Below are 16,709 nucleotides of genomic sequence, written 5' to 3'. Positions count from 1 at the left end.
GGCTAAGTTTATTTCAATATGTAAATTTTTATTACGCTATTCAACATTTCTGCTATGATACAAAGAGATAGTGTTTGAAGTTACTTTCATAGTTTGTAGGAGATTAGTGTAGTGGTCCTTGATAGCAAGAAGATCAAAGTTGTCGCAGCCATTGACTTTGGAACATCGCGTTCAGGCTATGCTTATGCCTTTAAAGACGATAAACGGGTTATCGGGCGCTATGAATGGGACAAACAACCCTTTCCGTACATCAAAACTTTGACGCAAAGCCTCTATAACAGCGATCGCAAATTGGAAACATGGGGATATGCGGCCTTATCCCGATTAGCGGAACTGCGTCAAGCCAAAAACGCTAAAGACTACAGCTTTTTTCCTACCTTTAAAATGGCACTGCGAGAAAGCTGTAAACGTACTGATAAAGGTCCCATTGCCACAGCTAACAACGGACAGGAATTTCCAGTCATTAACCTTGTAGCTGATTACCTCCATCAACTAGGTGGATTATTGCGTAAAGAACTGGATAATGCTACCAGTGGTGAACTTAAAGATCACGAAATTCTTTGGTGTTTAACTATTCCTGCCATTTGGAAGGATGAAGAAAAATCTTTCATGCGTCGTGCTGCTATCAAAGCAGGACTAATTACTGGCAGCGATGATGATCGGGAACGCCTGTTACTGGTTCTCGAACCTGAAGCGGCCGCTATTTACTGTCAAGAAAAAGACCAAGCAGAACTAGAAGCTGGTAAACGCTTCATGGTTATAGATTGTGGTGGTGGTACTGTTGATATTACAGTCCATGAGGTTTCCCCGCATGGTGGTCTAGATGAAGTAGCAGAAGGCAGTGGTGGAGCTTATGGTTCAACCTGTGTGGACAAAGAGTTTCGGGAATACTTGGTCACTAAATTGACGGCTCAAGCCTTGATGAGGTATGAAGAAGAAGACCCTATTGGATGGTTAGAACTGATGGCAAACTGGGAACGGAAAAAGTGTGACTTTGACCCTACCACAACAGCCACAACTTATTTTGAAATTCCCAACCGACTCTACAAAATCCTCTCTAAAGAACATCCCCAGGTATTAGAACAACTTGCTGATGAACAGGAAGGTGATGATGAAAAAGTTCATGTTAGTAAAGAAACCATGCAGGGCTTTTTTGAGCCTATATTGGATGGTCTGGTACGAAAAGTAAAAGAACAATTTGCCAGGCTAGATGATCGCGGATGTGACATTCTCTATGTGGTTGGTGGATTTTCTACATCCCCAGTTTTACGTCAACGGATTCAGAAAGAGTTTGGGAGTCGGATTAAGGTTGTTATGCCATCAGATCCGGGTGCTGCTATTGTCCAAGGGGCGGCTTCATTTGGTGTCAATCCAGAAAGCATCCGCTCACGTCGTTCCCATCTTACTTATGGTTGTCAAAGTTGTCAACCATTCGATAAAAACCACGATCGCAATCAAAAAAGCAACCGACAATATTTAGAAGACCAAGGTGGCTGGCATATTTTCAATCGTTTTAGATCTTTTGTATTGGCGGGTGAAAGTATCGGTGTGAATGAAGTTGTCACTCATTCCTTCAACCCTGTAACTGCCGATCAAACAGTCATTAACTTTAAATTTTATGCAACGCGGAAACAGAATCCACGCTATGTCGATGAGTCGGAGATAGAAGAATTAGGTGAATTAGATGTTGATATTTCCTCAACAGTAGGAACACGCGATCGCCCTGTGGAAGTTTCCATGAATTTTGGTAAAACTGAGATTGCTGTCACGGCTATAGATATCAAAACAGGAAAAACTTACAACACTGCTTTGCGATTTTCTTCTACCTACTCGATTGAATAAGGAAGGTTATACATGATGGAATTTCAAGAAACAAATAACTCACAGCCAGAAACAAAAGAACAAGTTGAACAATTTCCAAAAGAGAAAAAAATTGAACTTATAGATCAAGCAAAAAATACATTAAAAAGTATGCTAAGTATGTCTCGAACAAACGAAAAAATATACAACAAACTTCTGCTGGTTTATAACTGGTTATGTGCTATTTACGATGGGCAACCTGACACACAGTTTGAATATTCAGAGATAAAAGTGGCTTACGAAAATATTCAGCCAGCACTTAATTTAATCAACAGATTATTAGATGATAAAGAGAAATTGCGCCAACAACTAACTGAAAAAGAACAAGATAATGAATCGCTAAATCGTGAAAATCGTAAATTAGAGAAAATCTGTCAAGACTGGGATAGAGACGACGAATCACTAAATAAAGAACTTGCCAGGATTACCGCAGAGAGAAACAATTTTTCTCCTTTAATAGGAAGGTATCAAGGACAAATTGAAACTCTTCAGAAAGAATTGAATAATACAATAAGTAATTACCATCAACAAATTGATAGAAAGAATGAGGAAATTGAAACTCTCAAAAAAGAGAATCAAACGATAGTTCAAAATTTAGCTGAATTAGAAGCAAGCAAGGGCAGACTTTTAACACAACTAGCATCTGTCAAACAAAATACAGTAACTCATTACGATGGAACAAGCGATCGCCCCCAGCATCATGTATTGACAGGTGAATATAAAACTCTCAAAGAGCAATATCTTGATCCTTTAGCAAATAGCTTGTTTACATTGATGGCAACAAGCAACCCAGAACTCAAGCAACAACGTCGAGAAAAAGTCAATGATATTAAAGCTGATATCTCGGCTATTGTTCTGATTGGTGGACAGGCAATCATGCGAGGAGAAAACACAATTTCAATAGAATTACTATCAGGAATGCTAAATGAAATGCTAAACTTGTTTTCTCAGAAGCTAGGAATATTTGATATACAAAGTCAATTATCACAAGTTTCAGAACTGCTGACAAAAGCAGCAAATCTCGCACAGGGAAAAGTTCAATATCCTGTTCCTGGCAAATGGCAAGAAGACGACTTTAAGCAAACTATAAGAGAATTGAGCGATCACCTTTGTCAAAAACTCCACCTTAATTTTACATCTCTAAACCAAGATATTCAAACTGAAATCCAGCAATCAATTAACAACGCTTTAATATTTCTGCAACGTGCTAACCTTGCAGATCCACCAGCTTTTCTGAGTCTCGAAAGTAAAGGTGCGCCTTTCCGTTTCAATTATCACGAAGCCGCAAAAGGGTACGATGATGAGGGAAAAATCATTAAAGCAATTTATCCTGTTTATCTTGTCAATTCTGAAGCAAAAGTGAAAGCAATTGTTCTCACTGAAACAACAATAACAACAACAACAACTGGTCAAAGAAATCCAGATCCTGCACATAATAGTATCAGATATGAAACATTATCCCCAACAGAACCACCATCAAATCCACCTGCATCTGCGACAAAACTTTCGGAGATTAGTGAAGATGAAAAAGAAAAAATGATTGCCCAGGGAATGCTACAAGGAAAACCTGAAACTCTCATTAAAAATGTGAAAACTAGATGGATTGATAATGCCGATTATTCATATTATGGTGGTGATAAAGATTCAGATAATGAATTACTAGAAAAGTTAGCAAATATCACCAATATTGAGGTAATTGAACAATTGGAAGATGAATTGATTATAATTAAATATTTTGGCTCTTGCGGTAATTTTATGGTGGAAACTCAAATAACTAAAATTTAGTACCTAAAATTTATATTCATTAAGTCTCAGACTTCAGTACCAGCAAGAGATTACAAGATTTTAAATATGTTCAGATAGCAATGATGATATAATGATAATTATAAAACACAAAATTGCTTATAGTTTGGCTACTATGCTTAAGTAGTCAGTAACCCAGCCCTAAAGGGACTGAGCTTGCAAGAGTAATCAGGCAAGCTGTGCTGACCAGACCACCTTGAGCTTAGTCTCATGGTAGCCGTGAGGCAGAGCCTCATCAACTGCATTCCTAGTCAGAGACTAGGAACGAGATGTGGTAGAGATTTGAGCTTAAATTGACACCAATGAGATTTTGCTTTACCCCTACCTTTAGAATCAAACAATCAAGCCGTTTTGAGTATATTTTTGTCCAATTACTTACCAAAAGCATCCGTGTAATCCAGTAATCCCTTAAATCCGTGATCACTCTTCATGTTCACAACAAGATTTTGCTTTCGCATCTGGAACAGGATCATAACCTCCTGGATGAAAAGGGTGACAGCGTAAAATCCGCATGATAGCCATCCAACCACCCCGAAATACCCCAAACCGTTCAATAGCTTGAATCGCATACATAGAACAAGTAGGTTGAAAGCGACAAGTAGGGGGAAATAAGGGAGAAATAAATAAGCGATAACCCTTAATTAGCCAAATCAATAATATTTCCATATCCAAATCCCATAAAGTAGAATTAAAGTTAAAAATACCCCTATTTCCTCATTGTTTAACACATTCATGAGCTTAGAAACCCTTTCCCCATTGTCGCTGCCAATTGCCACCGCTGCGGCTTGGGTAGGATTGATTATCTGCATTGCTTGGGTAGTTAGTCGTTTTACTGATAGCGAACCAGAAATCATTCGTAAAATCGTGCATATTGGCACAGGTAATGTGATTTTAATTGCTTGGTGGTTAGATATTCCTGCTTATGTGGGAATTACAGCGGCAGTTTTTGCGAGTATCATCACCTTATTATCTTATCAATTCCCCATTCTTCCTGGTATTAATAGTGTTGGTCGTCAAAGTTTGGGAACATTTTTCTATGCTGTGAGTATCGGTGTTTTAGTAGGTGTTTTTTGGCATTTACACCAACCGCAATATGCTGTTTTAGGAATTATGACTATGGCTTGGGGAGATGGATTAGCTGCTTTAATTGGGAAACGGTTTGGCAAACATAAATATATAGTTTTCGGTTCTCAAAAAAGCTGGGAAGGTTCTTTAACAGTGACTTTAATCAGTTATTTTATTTGTGTAACCATTTTACTTGTTACCCAAGGTAGTATTTGGCAAACCTGGATAGTTTCTTTAATTATTGCCTCAATCGCTACGATTTTAGAAGCCTTTTCTTTTCTGGGAATAGATAATTTAACAGTTCCTATCGGTAGTGCCACCTGTGCCTATTTATTGAATCAGTTACTATCGGGTTACTAATTAATTCCTGATATAGCCAAATGATATTTATAAAATTAGAGATAAGTAGGTTGGTGTTGAAAATTGTCGTTATGGCAAGGCAAAAGGCAAGAGGCAAGAGTGAAGAGGGTTTGGGCGATTTTACATTTCTTTACACAGTTTGGTTTTATTGTGTTCACCTACTTATCTAAAAATATAGATATTTTAATTTTTTGTTGATTGTCAACCTTAACGAATATATATATTCAGAGTTCTCTGGAAAAACAAAAAATAAATACTATGCAGAATCGTGCAGGTTTTATTGAACTAGAATTTATCTTTATTATTAATAATACTATTTTAATAATTACAACCTATTTTGTCTCTACTTTTAGAGGTAAATTTGCAAACTTTACTTTCTACCTGTAGGTTTATGAATTATTAGGCAACAATGCTTATAGTTGAGTTGTTAGGTGATGAAACACCTAATTTTGTAAGTGAGGCTAATAATTGTGTTAAATCAAATGGACGCATCCGATTTGATTGTTGCTTTATCTGATCAGCAGCAAGAAATAGTGACTGGTGGGGCTGACTTTGAACTAGCTGCTAGTAATTACGCTAACAAAGGATCGCTTTTAATGGGATCAAGCGTCTCCGGTCCTCAAGGTAGCAGTGCTACTTCCGCAGGTAAGTCTAATACTATCCTGACTGCGGGACAAGATTTCTTAGGTTTAGGTGCAGAGCTTCCTGCTGGTGTCGGAGCTTTAGGTCCAGCCGTATTACCAGGTGATGGAACAGCAACAACTGCACCCGCAGTAACGACTGTACCCGCAGTTCCCACTCCTCCAGTTACTGGTGGAGTTGGATCTCTAGGGATTCTTGTGTAGATATGGGCTAGTCAGCCTATAAATTACCTAATCTTAAAGCAAGAGTAATCTGGTGCGGCAGAGTGGGATGGAAAAATTGAAACATGAAAACTCAAAAAGCAACTTGCACCAGCTTTTTGTGAGTTTTTAATGGTTAGTTATTTCCACCACTCCGCACGGCTAGTACCGCAAGGCGGAAGTCAAAAGTCAAAAGTCAAAATGAAGACAGTATAGGCTTTTGGAGGATTTAAGTAGGTGAACACAATAAAACCAAACTGTGTAAAGAAACGTAAAATCGTCTAAACCCTCTTCACTCTTGCCTCTTGCCTCTTGCCTCTTGCCTCTTGCCTTTTGCCTTGCCATAACGACAATTTTCAACACCCACCTACTTAGAATGGTTGGTTTATTTACGCCAACCTGTACTAGTCAACACCTTTTGCGAGAACAAAAGGGGGTAAGGGAAATGATAAAGGCTTGCTCAATGTAAGTGAGGACTTTGAGAAAGTTTGAGCTTTTCCCTACTTCTTCTTAATGCTTGATCTGCGTTAAAGATTTGAGAAAGCAATTCCCACACAACAGCGGAAGAACTATCTCTACCCCCTTCACTAGATTATAACCTATCATCCAATTATTTTTCATGATGTGAACACAGAAGTTTGCTTGTTTTTATTCCTAATAATTTATTACCTGAGATAGTTGATGTTTGATTGCATGATATTAGCAATTTCTATCTTAGATCAGACTATTTTAGCCCTAATAGAAGGTGTAATACCGTGAACTCCTTACAGAGTCAAAATAACAATTCTCCCTATAATTTAAATAACTCGACTACAGAAGATTTGCATATACTAGAAACTAATGAGTTTCTCCCCCATATTGGTAAATGGATTCATCTTGGTGGGGGAGTGATGATTACGATGTTTGTAGTTGCTGTGAGTCTCACATCTGTTCTCTATTACAACATCACAGTTAAAGTTCCTGCAACTATCCGACCATTGGGAGAATTACGGTTAGTTGAATCTGCAATGACGGGAACTATTAAAAAAATTGTAGCTAAAGAAGATCAGGTAGTAAGCAAGGGAGAAATAATTGCTTATCTTGATGACTCCCAACTCCAATCTCAGAAAAAACAACTGCAAAATACTATTCAGCAAAGTCAATTACAACTTCTTCAAATTGATGCTCAAATTAATCAAATCAATACTCAAATAATTGCTCAGACTAACTTAAATGACCGTACCATTATGGCTGCACAGGCCGAATTAACTGGCACTGAACGCAACTATAAAGATCAGCAAATTAAAACCGGTGCGGAAATGACACAAGCTAAAGTAGCTATAAATTTAGCAAAGGAGCAACTAGCAAGATTACAAAAAGAAAAGGTATTAATAGCCACTGTGGAAGAAGCAGAAGCAGGTTTAAAGCTGGCTATATTACAGCGCGATCGCTTGCAGAATATAGCTCAATCGGGAGCAATATCTCAGAATTTAGTCGAGGAAAAAGAACAGGCTGTTAAGTCTGCTCAAGCCAAATTAGAACAAGCCAAATCTAGTTCTAAAAATCTCCAAGAAGAAAAAGAACAAGCTGTTAAATTAGCACAAATAAACATACAAAAAGCAAAAATTGGCATTAATCCCAGTAATGCAAGTGTAACAGTAGCTTCGGAAAGAATTAGGCAAGAAAAAGCCAGAGGTGATGGCAATTTAGCAGCTTTAAAAAAAGAACGGGAACTATTAATCCAGCAACGTCTAGAGCTGCAAAAACAACAAATTCGCACTCGTCAAGAATTACTACAACTAGAAAATGAGTTGAATAAAAGTGTAATTCGCTCCCCAACAAATGGCACACTAATGCAACTCAAACTCCGCAACTCTGGACAGGTTGTACAACTTAGTGAGGCTCTTGCTCAAATTGCTCCTGTGGATGCCCCTTTAATCATCAAAGCTCACGTTTGGGCTAAAGATATTGACAAAATAAAAACCGGTCAAGCAGTACAAATGCAGGTTTCATCTTGTCCCTATCCAGACTATGGAACTCTTAAAGGAACTGTAAAAACAATTGCACCAGATGTTCTAGCAACTACACAAAATAACTCTATTATCAGCACCCCCCAGGTAGCTACTTACGAAATCAATATTGAACCACAAAGTCTATTTTTAGGAAAAGGTAATCATTTATGTTATCTCAAATCTGGCATGGAAGGACGTGCTGATATTATTTCTCGTCAAGAAACTGTACTACAATTCATCCTCAGAAAAAGCAAATTAATCACCAATTCATAAATTAAATTGTAGACAGAATTAAGCAATAACTCAAGCCAATACAAGTGTTAATTAACCTAAGTTCTTCTGAACAATTATGTTTAATATCTTCAAACCTCATCAGAATTATCAATGTGTTTTACAGTTAAGTGAAGAAGACTGTGGAGCAGCTTGTTTAGTTTCTATTACCAAACACTATGGACGCTTTTTAAGTATGATTAAAAGTCGAGAAGCTGTTGGTACTGGACAATTAGGAACAACATTATTAGGGTTAAAAAGAGGTTCAGAAAATCTTGGTTTTAATGCTAGAGCAGTCAAAGCTTCTCCAGAAATTGTAGACAGAATTACAGAAATTACATTACCTGCAATTATCCATTGGCAAGGCTATCATTGGGTTGTTTTATATGGTAAAAAGGGAAAAAAATACGTTATTGCTGATCCGGCTGTGGGAATTCGTTATCTGACAAAAGAAGAATTAACCAATGCTTGGGATGGGGTAATGCTCTTATTAGAGCCAGATCCAGACCGCTTTTTTGAACAACCCCAAGAAGAATCAAAAGGTGGAATAACGCGCTTTTTTCGCCGACTTTTACCCTATCGTGGCTTACTAGCTCAGGTTTTAATGATTAATATTGTCCTGGGTTTACTAGCTTTAGGAACTCCGGTTTTGATTCAATTATTAACAGATGATGTTCTCGTGCGTGGAGATGTACAATTACTTACTGTTGTAGTTTCCGCTGTTGTTGTTATGAGTTTATTTGGCGGAGGATTGCAAGTATTTCAAGCCTTAATGATTTCTCATTTTGGACAAAGATTACAACTAGGTTTAGTTCTAGAATTTGGTCGTAAACTTCTCCAATTACCATTAAATTATTATGAATCCCGTCGAAGTGGAGAAATTACTAGCCGACTGCGAGATATCGGCGAAATTAATCAATTAGTATCACAGATTGTGATTGTTTTACCTAGCCAATTTTTTATCGCTGTAATTTCTTTTGGCTTAATGTTATTTTATAGTTGGCAATTAACAATAGCCGTTTTATTTGTTGCTGGTTGCATGACTTTATCTACCTTACCTTTCTTACCCATTCTCCAACAAAAAACCCGCAGTCTTTTAGTCTTAGGAGCAGAAAATCAAGGTGTTTTAGTAGAAACATTTAAAGGCGCACAGGTAATCAAAACTACAAATGCTGCTCCTCAATTTTGGGATGAATTTCAAAGTCGGTTTGGTCGTTTAGCTAATCTGGCTTTTAGCACGGTGCAAATAGCAATTATTAACGGTACTATCGCTAAAATTATCTCTACAATTGGTGGTGTTATCTTACTAGGCTTTGGAAGTATGTTAGTAATTCAAGGCAATTTAAGCATCGGTCAAATGTTAGCTTTTAATGCTTTACAAGTAAATGTTGTAGGTTTAATTAACTCATTAGTTGGCTTTGTTGATGAATATTTTCGTTCCCAAACAGCAGTTTCTCGATTGTTAGAAGTTATTGATGCCACACCAGAAGTAGTTGGAGGAAGTCAAAAACCAACTGCACAAATTTCTAGTGTGGCAGATATTAATTGTTCTCATCTCCAATTTCATCACGCAGGTAGAGTTGACTTATTAGATGATTTTTCTCTTCAGCTTCCTGGGGGAAAAGTCATTGCCTTAATTGGTAAATCTGGTTGTGGTAAAAGCACCTTAGCTAAATTATTAGCTGGGTTATATGTACCAGATTCTGGTAATATCCGCATCGGCTTTTTTAATATCCAAGATATTGCTTTAGATTGTTACCGACAACAAGTAGTTTATGTTCCCCAAGAACCTCATTTTTGGAGTCGGACAATTTTGGAGAACTTCCGTTTAGGTACACCTAATATTTCTTTTGAAGACATAGTTCAAGCTTGTGATATTGCTGACGCTGATGGTTTTATTAGTCAATTACCTAATAAATATCAAACCGTATTAGGGGAGTTTGGGGCGAATCTTTCTGGGGGACAAAGACAAAGATTAGCGATCGCTCGCGGAATTCTCACAAATCCACCTATACTGATTTTAGATGAAGCTACCGCCGGATTAGACCCTATGAGTGAAGCTAATGTTTTAGATCGGCTTTTAGAATATCGCAGAGGTAAAACCACAATTTTAATTACCCATCGTCCCAGCGTTATCCACCGTGCTGATTGGATTGTTCTCATAGAAAAAGGTCAAGTCCAAATTCAAGGAACTCCTGATACTTTCTTATCAAAACCCGGAGAGCATTTACAGTTTTTAACCGTATAAATAAATATTTTTAAAGTTTTTATTTATCTATCACTCAACTTAAACTAAGTAGGTTAGCATTGAAAATTGTCGTTATGGCAAGGCAAGAGTGAAGAGGGTTTGGGCGATTTTACTTTTCTTTACACAGATTGGTTTTATTGTGTTCACCTAGTTAGTTGCTTATCTAAGGAGTAATAATATGCTGAAAAATACTCAATTAAATCACCATCAATTATTTAGATATCTTGATGATACAGAACAAGAATCTCTTGTCGGTGGGCAAATTTTACCCATGTTAGGTTTATTCGCTGATGGTAAATTATTCTTCCAAAAAACCGATCTGGAAACTGAGGGCAAAAATGATTTAACTCTCGCTTCAGGTGATTCTACTTCACAAACTACTAAATATAAATTATCCCAAATAACCATAGCACTTTCTTTCACATTTGGATTGCTAACAATTAGTTATAGCGGTGATAAATTGAGTAATTTATTACCAGATTTTCTCCATAACTTCCTTTGACAAAATAGATTAAGATAACTCCACAAAAAAGATGATTCAATTTTGTGGGATAGGCATCTTGCCTGTCCTTGTATTATTAGCAGGCAAGATGCCCGCACCACAAGAAAACTTGGGAGATTTTTTTTAATTATAAGTTTCTCAATATAATTTTGGTTGCAAATCAAAATGAAGTATTGTCAGGTGCGTTACTCTGTCGCCAATGCAGCCTACGTATTGTTTTCAGAATCAAACCAGATTGCTATATTTTGTCTAAATAGAACTATAACTCAAGACTAATTTAAGCTATATAAACCTATGACTAAGGGGGCATTTTTTTCTAATTATTAATAGTTATAAAAGAAGTATAGGCAACATTCACTTATTCATAAATTGAGGCTAATAATCATGTTGAATAAAAACATGAAATCTGATTTTATAGTGAAGTTGTCAGCAAATTAAAACCGGAAATAATTCAACTAAGTGAGGCTTATAATGTTAAATCAAGATAATAAATCTACGTTGCTTGTAGAATTATCAGCAGAAGAACAACAACTTTTATCTGGGGGATGTTACCAGTCACCCCCTCCCTGTTGTTGTAAACCTAAAAAATGTGGCAGAGACTATCCACAATATGATCAACCTACACCCTATTCCAGAGAAGATAGCTATCCTGAGCGTAATGACTAGCGTGGTAATGCATACTCTTCCTAAATAAGCAAAATATCTAACTGGACTATTTTTGATAGTCTTAGGGTTTCAATTTTGTAATTATAGGGTGAGGAGAAATTTTCAGATAGATTGCTTGATATCAAATATTAGCAGTATCTTATGCCAAAATTCTGGCTTAATTTTCTCCTCTTTCCTTTTTTATCATCAGGCTTTAAATAAAATTGCATGAGTCTATCTCTAGTTATATAATAAGTTGATTTATTTGCATCAAATGATATAAGTTATCAACTAATATTTCTAACCATAGAATCATTAAATTGATCAGAAATATCTTTATAAAAGTAAACATGGTTGTACAAAACCTAGCAAAAAATTAATTGAGTTCAACAATTATTATGTCAAACCAAAATATTCCATCTCAAAATATCCCATCTGATTTAGTTGTAGAACTATCCGTAGAAGAACAGCAACTTCTATCTGGTGGTCATGGTGGCTGGCGTGGTGGCCGGCGTGGTGGCCGGCATGGTGGCTGGGGTGGTGGCTGGCGTGGTCATCGTCGCCACGGATGGTGGTAAGTTAGCCTAGTCCACAAAATCAGTCTTAATAGTTTAAAGTTAATTTCTCTGAATTTGCTTTTTTTCTGTACTAGTGCCGCCGGGCAATCAACCATTAAAAATTTCTGAAAAGCTTGTGTAATCAGCTTTTTTTATTTTTAATGGTTGATTTTTAATTCCGCCCTACGGTACTAGTAGTTCACCAATCCAATCAAGTAAAATTGGATTTACTAATTCAGGTGCTTCATCTTGAGGACAATGTCCCACACCTTCTAAATGAATAAACTTTTGAACTTGGGGGAAATTGGCTAACTCTCTACCTAAATTAATAGGTTCCCAAGGGTCAGCCGTTCCCCATAAAATAATTACTGGACAAGATATTCTAGGTAATAAGTCTTCCGCTAAAGGACCACTGGAATAAGCCGTAAAAGCTAAAAATACAGCCGCAGCCCCAGGATCTTTTGCCGGTGTCATTAAAATATCTACTAACTCATCTGTTACCGTTTCTCCGTTAGCATAGGCTTGTAAAAGAATATTTTTAACTGTTGGTGGTTGAGCTAGACGATTAAAAAAGAAATTACCTACTAGTTTAATTGCTAGAAAGTTTTGTAAAATTGGTGTACCAAATCGCTTAATCCAAGGTAAGCTTGGACGTTTACGATCATGTAATAACCGCAAAGAACAGTTAAGCAAAGCAGTTCCCAAAGCCATATCCGGGTTAATTACCGCCGCTTGCATAGCGACAATACAACCAATAGAATTACCTACCAAAAATGCAGGTTCACCCACCACTTCCCGACAAAAATCTGCTACTTGTTGTCCCCAAGTTTCTAAGGTATAGGTAATTTCTCCTGGTTTGGGTTTAGCTGAACCCCCAAAACCAATTAAATCAATTGCATAAACTCGGCAATTTGCGGCTAAAGCTGGAATATTTTTGCGCCAGTGTCCCCAGGATGCACCAAATCCATGTATCAGAATTACAGCGGGTCCTGTATTCCCTTGAGTTTGGTAACAAATAGGAAAATCTTGCCAAGTCCAAGTTTTCGGAGAATCTGTCATGATAAATGCAGTTTTTTGTTAATTTAATATTAAGGCTTTAAATAAAAATTATGTAACCGCTCAATAAATGGGGACGGACTAAGTAGTGAGACAAAATTAATTACACAATGTCATTGCGTAAGCGTGGCGTTAGCCATATAGAACGAAGTGAAATGAAGCAATTCCAACGGTTGTGATTGCTTCCCTTCGCTCGCAATGACTGTAAGTAGTCGGACAAAATTAAATTCACTCGTTGAGAGAGGGAACAGGGAACACTTCGACAAGCTCAGTGCATCGCAGGGAACAGGGAACAGAAAAATCAATTGTGTAATTAATTCTGTCCCATTACTTAAATATTTTTGTCCAATTACTTACCTGTTCAGGAAAGATTTTACGCCATTTGGGGCTTGTCCTTGAACGATTAACCCCGGATTATTGAGCAGTTACAGATGATCACCCACAAGCAGCATCAGCCCAGGAAGTAGATTATTTAAGAAATGCGGGTTCTTCGGTTCTTTTTATGGAAAACCTGGTTCAAAACCATTGAAAGCCTTATTGTGTAGGCATTTCATTGAAAATATGGTCATAATTGTTTATAACCCTTGCCCCGTAAGGGTTTTGTTATAATCAGTCCTCAATTACCATAAAAACAACGCAAGAGCCGAAATGCGATCGCTAAATTACCCCAAGATATGTTCGAGTGATGGCAAAATCAGCAAATACAGCCAGACCAAACCGAACAAATTGGGACTTTATGCAAATGGCGGACAACCTAAATAGACACAGATAGTCACTCTACTGCTATCTTAAATTGGAGGCAATTGCAACTTTTTTGATAAAGCGGAACTTCATGGGAACGAATTACCGACGGGTTTTACTTAAACTGAGCGGTGAAGCCTTAATGGGCAACTTAGGCTATGGCATTGACCCAGAAGTGGTTGAGGAAATAGCCAAGGAAATAGGAGAGGTGATAGCCACTGGTGTACAGGTGGCTATCGTGGTTGGCGGTGGCAATATTTTTCGAGGCATTAAAGCAGCATCAGCAGGTATGGATCGGGCAACCGCTGACTATATCGGCATGATTGCCACGGTAATGAATGCCATGACCCTGCAAGATTCTCTAGAACGAATGGGAATCCAGACAAGGGTGCAAACGGCGATCGCTATGCAAGAACTAGCAGAACCATATATTCGCCGTCGTGCCATCCGTCATCTTGAAAAAGGACGGGTGGTAATTTTTGGCGCAGGTTCAGGGAATCCCTTCTTTACTACAGATACTACTGCGGCATTAAGAGCGGCAGAAATTGAAGCAGAAGTGATTTTCAAAGCTACTAAAGTAGACGGCATTTACGATGCTGACCCCAAACTTTATCCTGATGCCAAGCGTTTTACCACCCTTACCTACGCCCACGTGTTGGCTAAAGATTTGCGAGTTATGGATAGTACCGCAATTGCTCTATGTAAAGAAAATAATCTCCCCATTTTAGTATTTGACCTCACGGTGCGAGGTAACATCCACCGGGCAGTCATGGGAGAATCTATTGGCACTCTTGTGGGAGGTTCTTGTGAAATTAGCTGAAGCTGAAAGTACGATGCAAAAAACCGTTGAGTCTACTCAACGGGCTTTTAATACAATTCGTACCGGTCGCGCCAATGCGAGTTTATTAGATAAAGTCCAAGTGGAGTATTACGGTACACCAACATCTTTGAAATCTCTGGCAAACATTAGCACGCCAGACTCTTCAACCATCCTGATTCAGCCCTACGATAAGGGCAGCTTAAATATCATTGAAAAAGCTATCTCTCTGTCGGACGTGGGCTTAACTCCCAGTAACGATGGCGTTGTGATTCGGTTGAATATTCCCCCACTAACCAGCGATCGCCGGAAAGAATTTGTTAAACTTGCGGCTAAGTATGCCGAAGAAGGTCGTGTAGCAATTCGCAATATCCGCCGAGATGCTATCGAGTCCATTCGCAAACAGGAAAAAAGTGCGGAAATCTCCGAAGATGAATCACGAGATCAGCAAGACAAACTCCAAAAACTGACCAACAAGCACACAGAAAAAATAGACCACTTGTTTGCAGAAAAGGAAAAAGAGATCACCACTGTGTAAGGTGACAGGTGACAGGTGACAGGTGACAGGTAAGAATTTTACTAATCACCAATCACCAATCACCAATTCCCAATTCCCAATCTCCATTTACTAAAAATTAATAAAAAAATCATCACCCCTTATATATACTGGACATCTCCAGAAATTAAATATGCGTGTCCTAGAACCCTTGTAGAGACGTTCCATGGAACGTCTCTACATTCTTTTCTGGAGATGTCTACTGAAAAATCAACTAAGTTAAAATAGAACGCAAAAAATTAGTCATTATGTACGATTGTATAATTGTCGGTGCCGGACCTGCCGGTGGAACAGCCGCATATCATCTAGCGAAGAAGGGGCGGTCGGTCTTAGTCTTAGAAAAAGAATCCCTACCCAGATATAAGCCCTGTGGCGGTGGCGTGTCACCTAGCGTAGCTCAATGGTTCGACTTTGACTTTAGTCCTGCTATCTCTACCAAAGCTGACTCTTTGCGCTTTACCTGGCAATTAGGCGATCCTGTAGAAGCAAAAATTGATACCAAAGAACCCGTTTGGATGGTGCGGCGGGATATTTTTGATCATTTCCTGATCCAACAAGCTCAAAATCAAGGGGCTGAACTACGAGACAAAACAGAAGTTAGAGGAATAGAATTTAAAAACGATGCTTGGCAAGTTACCACCACCACAGGGATAGTCGCTGGTCGTTATCTCATCGCCGCTGATGGTGCAAAAGGTTCTATGGCTAAATGGCTAGGTTTTAAAGAACGCAAACGCCGATTAGCCGGAGCATTAGAAGCAGAAATTCCGGCAATTGTCGAGAAAAAAACCACAATTCACTTTGAGTTTGGCTTGGTCAAAAACGGCTATATCTGGAACTTCCCCAAAACTGACTGTCATTCTATCGGAGTCGGCACTTTTATGGGTGGCGAACCCCAAGACTTTAAGAAAATTTTAGATGAATATGCCAAATCTTTTAATTTAGATATCAAAACTAGTAAACAATACGGTCATCCTCTATGTATTTGGGATGGAAACCAAAAACTCCATACCCAAAATGCAGTTTTAGCTGGAGAAGCAGCCTGTCTAGTTGATCCCTTTACCGCCGAAGGTATTCGTCCCTCCATTTTTAGCGCCGTTCTTGCCGCAGGATTTATTCACGATGCTTTAAATGGTGATATTCACGCCCTCGAAAACTATACCAATGCCATTAACGAACAATGGGGAAATGATATGGCTTGGGCGCAAAAACTAGCAGGGGCATTCTATCGCTTCCCTGGTGTTGGCTACAAGGTCGGTGTCAAACGCCCCTCTGGCGCTCAAATCATGGGTAAAATCCTCTGTGGAGAATTACGTTATAGTGATGTCGCTGGTCGCGCCTTAAAGCGGTTAATTCCTGGTTTTGGTTGATACAGCAAGATTCACCTAAGTAGGGGCGC

14 protein-coding genes are annotated in these 16,709 nt (G+C 38.3%); 12 read left to right on the top strand and 2 right to left on the bottom strand.

Annotated features, from left to right (window positions below; all coding sequences use genetic code 11):
* The first annotated feature begins 111 nt into the window (after positions 1-111).
* Both AA650_RS03135 and AA650_RS03130 read left to right on the top strand, forming a co-directional pair.
* On the top strand, positions 112-1,842 hold the full coding sequence (locus tag AA650_RS03135; RefSeq protein ID WP_053537924.1) for an Hsp70 family protein: 1,731 nt from the start codon (positions 112-114) through the stop codon (positions 1,840-1,842).
* Positions 1,843-1,854: 12 nt separating this feature from the next.
* Positions 1,855-3,645 carry a hypothetical protein gene (locus tag AA650_RS03130; protein ID WP_053537923.1) on the top strand — a complete coding sequence of 597 codons (1,791 nt, stop codon included), beginning with the start codon at positions 1,855-1,857 and terminating at the stop codon, positions 3,643-3,645.
* 438 nt (positions 3,646-4,083) lie between these two features.
* Here the strand turns inward: AA650_RS03130 and yidD are convergent, their stop codons facing one another.
* Positions 4,084-4,329: a membrane protein insertion efficiency factor YidD gene (yidD, locus tag AA650_RS03125; protein ID WP_053537922.1), complete on the bottom strand. Its 246-nt coding sequence runs from the start codon at positions 4,327-4,329 to the stop codon at positions 4,084-4,086.
* 66 nt (positions 4,330-4,395) lie between these two features.
* Here yidD and AA650_RS03120 point away from each other — a divergent pair, with 66 nt between their 5' ends.
* From AA650_RS03120 to AA650_RS03090, 7 genes are all read left to right on the top strand, one after another.
* Positions 4,396-5,088: a diacylglycerol/polyprenol kinase family protein gene (locus AA650_RS03120; RefSeq protein WP_053537921.1), complete on the top strand. Its 693-nt coding sequence runs from the start codon at positions 4,396-4,398 to the stop codon at positions 5,086-5,088.
* 258 nt (positions 5,089-5,346) lie between these two features.
* A complete protein-coding gene (locus AA650_RS29035) occupies positions 5,347-5,475 on the top strand; it encodes a hypothetical protein (RefSeq protein WP_257720890.1) in 129 nt (42 codons plus the stop codon).
* A gap of 83 nt (positions 5,476-5,558) precedes the next feature.
* Positions 5,559-5,933, top strand: coding sequence for a CTB family bacteriocin (locus tag AA650_RS03115; RefSeq protein ID WP_053537920.1), 375 nt, complete (start codon positions 5,559-5,561; stop codon positions 5,931-5,933).
* Between the two features lie 752 nt (positions 5,934-6,685).
* The gene (locus tag AA650_RS03110; protein ID WP_053537919.1) at positions 6,686-8,194 is read left to right on the top strand and encodes an HlyD family secretion protein; all 1,509 of its coding nucleotides are present in this window, start codon (positions 6,686-6,688) and stop codon (positions 8,192-8,194) included.
* A 76-nt stretch (positions 8,195-8,270) separates the two neighbouring features.
* Positions 8,271-10,439, top strand: a complete 2,169-nt coding sequence (locus AA650_RS03105) for a peptidase domain-containing ABC transporter (protein WP_053537918.1) — start codon at positions 8,271-8,273, stop codon at positions 10,437-10,439.
* Positions 10,440-10,617: 178 nt separating this feature from the next.
* The gene (locus tag AA650_RS03100) at positions 10,618-10,941 is read left to right on the top strand and encodes a hypothetical protein (RefSeq protein WP_053537917.1); all 324 of its coding nucleotides are present in this window, start codon (positions 10,618-10,620) and stop codon (positions 10,939-10,941) included.
* Positions 10,942-11,984: 1,043 nt separating this feature from the next.
* A complete protein-coding gene (locus tag AA650_RS03090; protein WP_053537915.1) occupies positions 11,985-12,164 on the top strand; it encodes a hypothetical protein in 180 nt (59 codons plus the stop codon).
* A 162-nt stretch (positions 12,165-12,326) separates the two neighbouring features.
* Here the strand turns inward: AA650_RS03090 and AA650_RS03085 are convergent, their stop codons facing one another.
* On the bottom strand, positions 12,327-13,202 hold the full coding sequence (locus AA650_RS03085; RefSeq protein WP_053537914.1) for an alpha/beta fold hydrolase: 876 nt from the start codon (positions 13,200-13,202) through the stop codon (positions 12,327-12,329).
* An 829-nt stretch (positions 13,203-14,031) separates the two neighbouring features.
* On the opposite strand from AA650_RS03085, the gene pyrH reads away from it, so the two are divergent.
* From pyrH to AA650_RS03070, 3 genes are all read left to right on the top strand, one after another.
* Complete coding sequence (gene pyrH / locus AA650_RS03080; RefSeq protein ID WP_027403325.1) at positions 14,032-14,760, top strand: UMP kinase; 729 nt, start codon at positions 14,032-14,034, stop codon at positions 14,758-14,760.
* Positions 14,747-15,295, top strand: coding sequence for a ribosome recycling factor (gene frr, locus AA650_RS03075; RefSeq protein WP_053537913.1), 549 nt, complete (start codon positions 14,747-14,749; stop codon positions 15,293-15,295). Before pyrH ends, frr begins: the two co-directional genes overlap by 14 nt.
* Positions 15,296-15,561: 266 nt before the next feature.
* A complete protein-coding gene (locus AA650_RS03070; protein ID WP_053537912.1) occupies positions 15,562-16,680 on the top strand; it encodes a geranylgeranyl reductase family protein in 1,119 nt (372 codons plus the stop codon).
* Positions 16,681-16,709: the final 29 nt, after the last annotated feature.

This window comes from Anabaena sp. WA102, from assembly GCF_001277295.1.
Lineage (GTDB): Bacteria > Cyanobacteriota > Cyanobacteriia > Cyanobacteriales > Nostocaceae > Dolichospermum > Dolichospermum heterosporum.
This window is presented reverse-complemented; position numbering and strand designations above follow the sequence as displayed.

What these genes read in the sequence shown, in the direction of transcription:
- AA650_RS03085 (WP_053537914.1), bottom strand. Translation starts at nt 13,202, where the DNA reads ATGACAGATTCTCCGAAAACTTGGACTTGGCAAGATTTTCCTATTTGT.
- AA650_RS03070 (WP_053537912.1), top strand. Translation starts at nt 15,562, where the DNA reads ATGTACGATTGTATAATTGTCGGTGCCGGACCTGCCGGTGGAACAGCC.
- AA650_RS03090 (WP_053537915.1), top strand. Translation starts at nt 11,985, where the DNA reads ATGTCAAACCAAAATATTCCATCTCAAAATATCCCATCTGATTTAGTT.
- pyrH (WP_027403325.1), top strand. Translation starts at nt 14,032, where the DNA reads ATGGGAACGAATTACCGACGGGTTTTACTTAAACTGAGCGGTGAAGCC.
- AA650_RS03100 (WP_053537917.1), top strand. Translation starts at nt 10,618, where the DNA reads ATGCTGAAAAATACTCAATTAAATCACCATCAATTATTTAGATATCTT.
- AA650_RS29035 (WP_257720890.1), top strand. Translation starts at nt 5,347, where the DNA reads ATGCAGAATCGTGCAGGTTTTATTGAACTAGAATTTATCTTTATTATT.
- AA650_RS03105 (WP_053537918.1), top strand. Translation starts at nt 8,271, where the DNA reads ATGTTTAATATCTTCAAACCTCATCAGAATTATCAATGTGTTTTACAG.
- AA650_RS03120 (WP_053537921.1), top strand. Translation starts at nt 4,396, where the DNA reads ATGAGCTTAGAAACCCTTTCCCCATTGTCGCTGCCAATTGCCACCGCT.
- yidD (WP_053537922.1), bottom strand. Translation starts at nt 4,329, where the DNA reads ATGGAAATATTATTGATTTGGCTAATTAAGGGTTATCGCTTATTTATT.
- AA650_RS03130 (WP_053537923.1), top strand. Translation starts at nt 1,855, where the DNA reads ATGATGGAATTTCAAGAAACAAATAACTCACAGCCAGAAACAAAAGAA.